Source organism: Oribacterium sp. oral taxon 078 str. F0263, from assembly GCF_000469565.1.
In the GTDB taxonomy this organism is placed as follows: Bacteria; Bacillota; Clostridia; order Lachnospirales; family Lachnospiraceae; genus Oribacterium.
The window spans coordinates 45,392-48,744 of the sequence record NZ_KI273129.1; the positions used below are offsets into that span (position 1 = coordinate 45,392).

Consider the following 3,353-nt stretch of genomic DNA (forward strand, 5'->3'; position numbering starts at 1 on the left):
ATTTCAATCCACGCTCCCCTCGCGGGGAGCGACTGGAGACCTGATCTATTGGTGCTGGATGACATTGAATTTCAATCCGCGCTTCCCTCGCGGGGAGCGACAAGAGGGCCTGAATAAGATTTCCGAGAAGTTCGGTATTTCAATCCACGCTCCCCTCACGGGGAGCGACGACGATCCGCAAATCATGGTGAAGAGGGTTTACGATTTCAATCCACGCTCCCCTCGCGGGGAGCGACCAGTGCATTATGATACCTGTTAAAGTGGACCTTAGAATTTCAATCCACGCTCCCCTCGCGGGGAGCTGTTAAAGTCGGCGGCTTTTGCCCGGAAATAACCGGAACCTTTTGTCTTCATTCAGCCGGGATCTCTGTCCGGCATCCTGGACGATCCCGGCAATGACTTTATGAAAATTCGCCTTCCAGAACAGTGCTGACGGCGTGATCATCGATCAGCCGCATCTGATTCTGACAGCCATACATCAGAACGCTCGTGCATGGTTATTGATCAATCTCGGTATGCCTGCGCTGTATTCAAAGATCTTCCGGATAGCTTCCTTTGTGAAGATCTCGCTCCTGGCACCGGCAACAGTCATCTGGTGTGAGATGTAAGCCGTTGTCTCAGACAGATCGTAGTGATTCAGGATACTCTGTATATTTACCCTTTGGCGTATCGCAGTGCATTTCTGAAGTCCCAGCTTTGCCCTGAGTTCAGGTTGCCCGGCCAGAATCAGGCCGATCGGACTTTCCGCATCAAAGTGCATGTTCAGAAGAAAGCGTATCTCTTCCAGCATTTCAAAGCTGAGCAGATGGCTTTCATCGACGACACATACCGTACGGATCCCGTCCATGGCACGCATCACGGAAAGCTTTTCGTGGAGCTGCCTTTTGGCATCGGATACGTTCCACCTGGCCTGAACACCGATCTGCTCCAAAAGGATCCGATAAAAGTTTCTGGGCTTCAGTTTTGATTCCGACACATAAAGCATCCGGTGCCGCCGGAGATCCAGCGTATCTGACAGCTTCCGGAGAATGGTAGACTTTCCGGTCCCGCAGTCTCCGGTGAGAACTGCAAACATCCGGTGGCTTGCCGCATATGTCATCCGGTCAAGGACCTCCTGTAAAGCCGGAGTGATGTACAGCTTATCCGTAGCGATGTTTCTTGGGAAGGGCGTCTGCGTGAGCTGATAGAATTCTTCATACATTTCCTGCCTCCTTCAGTCCGGAGAATGACAGGACTGTATGATGGGATTGCTCCCGGACCCCATTCCTCTTTTCGGCAGCTCTCAGAAGCCTGGATTTCGAAGGCTCCGTTTTCTCCAGATGCTCCGGCAGCTTCGGTCTCTTTGCCGAATGAGGCTGGATAACCAGCGGGGTCGCCTTGCAGGCTGGAAATCCCCTGCATTCGATTGTCAGCACAGAGAGATCGGCAGGATCGTATACCACATCGACCTTGTTGTAGATCATGGAAAGTCCCAGTTCGACTTCATACTTCCGGCCATTAAAGCTAATACACCCGCCTTTGTCGACCTTCCTCTGTTCACAGAACAGGAACGCATTGGCAAGGACATCCTGATCGATAAAGCGGAGTTCATGGAGATCACTCTGATAGCATTCCTGCGGAGTCCGGCCATGCAGGGAGGCGTGCGGCTGGCTGAGGTAGCACTCCTGCATCCAAACATGGTAAAGTCTGTTCAGTTCCTCAAGGGCCCTGGGCTTTTCGATCGCTGCTTCTCTTAAGAAGGCGTCAACGGTCTGGTTATAACGTTCCTGCTTGCCTTTTCCCTCTGGATTGTATGGTCGGGCATAAAGCAGGAGAATGCCAAGTTTGCTACAGGCACGTTTCATCCAGTGGCTGCGGAATTGTCTTCCGTTATCCATGTACAGGCAGTCGGGAGCCCCGTACTTGACAAGAGCTTTGCGGAAACAGTCCTGTACAATCGACTGATCAAGGGTATCGTAGAATTCCGAGTGCATGATGTTCCGTGTGCAGTCATCAATAAAGCAGACCATGTAGGTGGGCTGTCCGCCCACATAGATGCCATACTTGATGTCGGTCTGCCAGAGGTAGTTCCTCCATGGCTTCTGGAAACGCCGTGCAGAGGTGACGTCGCTGGCGTATGTCTTCATCTGGCGGCTGGAGTACCCCCGCACCGCAAGCTGGTCCTGCAGAGTACTCTTTTTCAGAAACCCGGGTTCTGCGAGCCCTTCCCATTCCAGGATGTGAATGATTTCATTGATACTCCGTTTGGGAACTTCACGGCGGAGTTTGATGGCTTCCTGGATAAGATCGTCGGGGATCCTGCTTTTGCCCGAAGAGGACGGGGCCTTTGGCTTAAGGCCTTCAAATCCGTTTGCCCGGTAGCTTGTGATCCAGCGCCGCAGTGTCCGCTCGCTGACCTGAAATTTACCGGCTGTGTCCGCCTTCCGTTCCTCATATCTGGCATGATCGATGGTCGGATCCAGTAGCGGTGCGATGACCTGCATGCGATTGGCTGCGATTTCTTCAATCCGTTGTTTTTCCATAGTGACAGAACCTCCCTTCAGATTTCAGGGAGTATTCTATCGTACGGTTTATGGACAATCATTGCAGAACGGGTCTGTTCTCCACCTTCCGGAGTTTACCACTTTGCGGACAAGGTCCGCCAGCCATCCGGATGGTAACCGGAGCGGGTCAAGAGGAAGAAGCTTACCGACTTCCTCAGCCAGGGCCCTGTCCCTCTGATAAAGGTATGACAGAGATCTCAGGGCAGCCTCGAAATAAGCTCTGATGCCCGCAAACCAGCGTTTCATCCTGCAAACGGTAGAGTTTTCGCCGAGGAACCATCCGGTGTTTCCGTCTGATGTCAGAGCCGCTTCGATGGCAGCTGAGTCATAACGCTTGTAGGGTACGATGCAATCTGGGAGTTCATGATGGATGCGTTTGCATTTCCTGCATCTGAGTCTGCGGATGATCAGAGTGGCGGTGGATCCGTCTTCTCTGTATCCTTTCCGCTTCCGGCTTCCGATTACTTCCAGATCGCCATCACAATAGGGGCAGTGCGATATTTCCCTGCTCCTTACATAAAAGAATCCTGCGTACCGGGCTTGAGTTCCAGCTCGTAAGAATGTACAATGACCATGTCAGTTGTGACAGGAGCATTCCCGGTATCGCCACTAACGAATACTAGCAAGGGGATGCTCTTTTTTATCCTCCATCTATCTGGCTTCATTGGTCATTATAGTCGTTTATTACCGGACAGGCAAAGCCGCCGGAAACAGGCCATTAGGTAATGGCTTTAACAGGGAGCGACACCTCTGTCTGGTTTGAAGGACTCCCAGATATAATTTCAATCCACGCTCCCCTCGCGGGGAGCG

Annotated in this window: 4 protein-coding genes; 1 reads left to right on the forward strand and 3 read right to left on the reverse strand. The window is 52.2% G+C overall.

Translation table 11 applies throughout. The features are described 5' to 3' along the window. On the forward strand, window positions 1-259 hold a 259-nt coding region (locus tag HMPREF1986_RS13410; protein WP_021774864.1), incomplete at its 5' end, for a hypothetical protein. Between the two features lie 219 nt (window positions 260-478). On the opposite strand, the gene HMPREF1986_RS10710 is transcribed toward HMPREF1986_RS13410, so the two are convergent. The 3 genes from HMPREF1986_RS10710 to HMPREF1986_RS13870 are packed head-to-tail and all read right to left on the reverse strand — an operon-like array spanning window position 479 to window position 3,044. Beyond that, window positions 479-1,201, reverse strand: coding sequence for an ExeA family protein (locus tag HMPREF1986_RS10710; RefSeq protein WP_021774866.1), 723 nt, complete (start codon window positions 1,199-1,201; stop codon window positions 479-481). Further along, complete coding sequence (locus HMPREF1986_RS10715) at window positions 1,194-2,522, reverse strand: DDE-type integrase/transposase/recombinase (RefSeq protein WP_021774867.1); 1,329 nt, start codon at window positions 2,520-2,522, stop codon at window positions 1,194-1,196. The genes HMPREF1986_RS10710 and HMPREF1986_RS10715 overlap by 8 nt, the downstream gene beginning before the upstream one ends. Window positions 2,523-2,570: 48 nt before the next feature. Beyond that, complete coding sequence (locus HMPREF1986_RS13870) at window positions 2,571-3,044, reverse strand: DUF6431 domain-containing protein (RefSeq protein ID WP_442950092.1); 474 nt, start codon at window positions 3,042-3,044, stop codon at window positions 2,571-2,573. Between the last annotated feature and the right edge of the window lie 309 nt (window positions 3,045-3,353).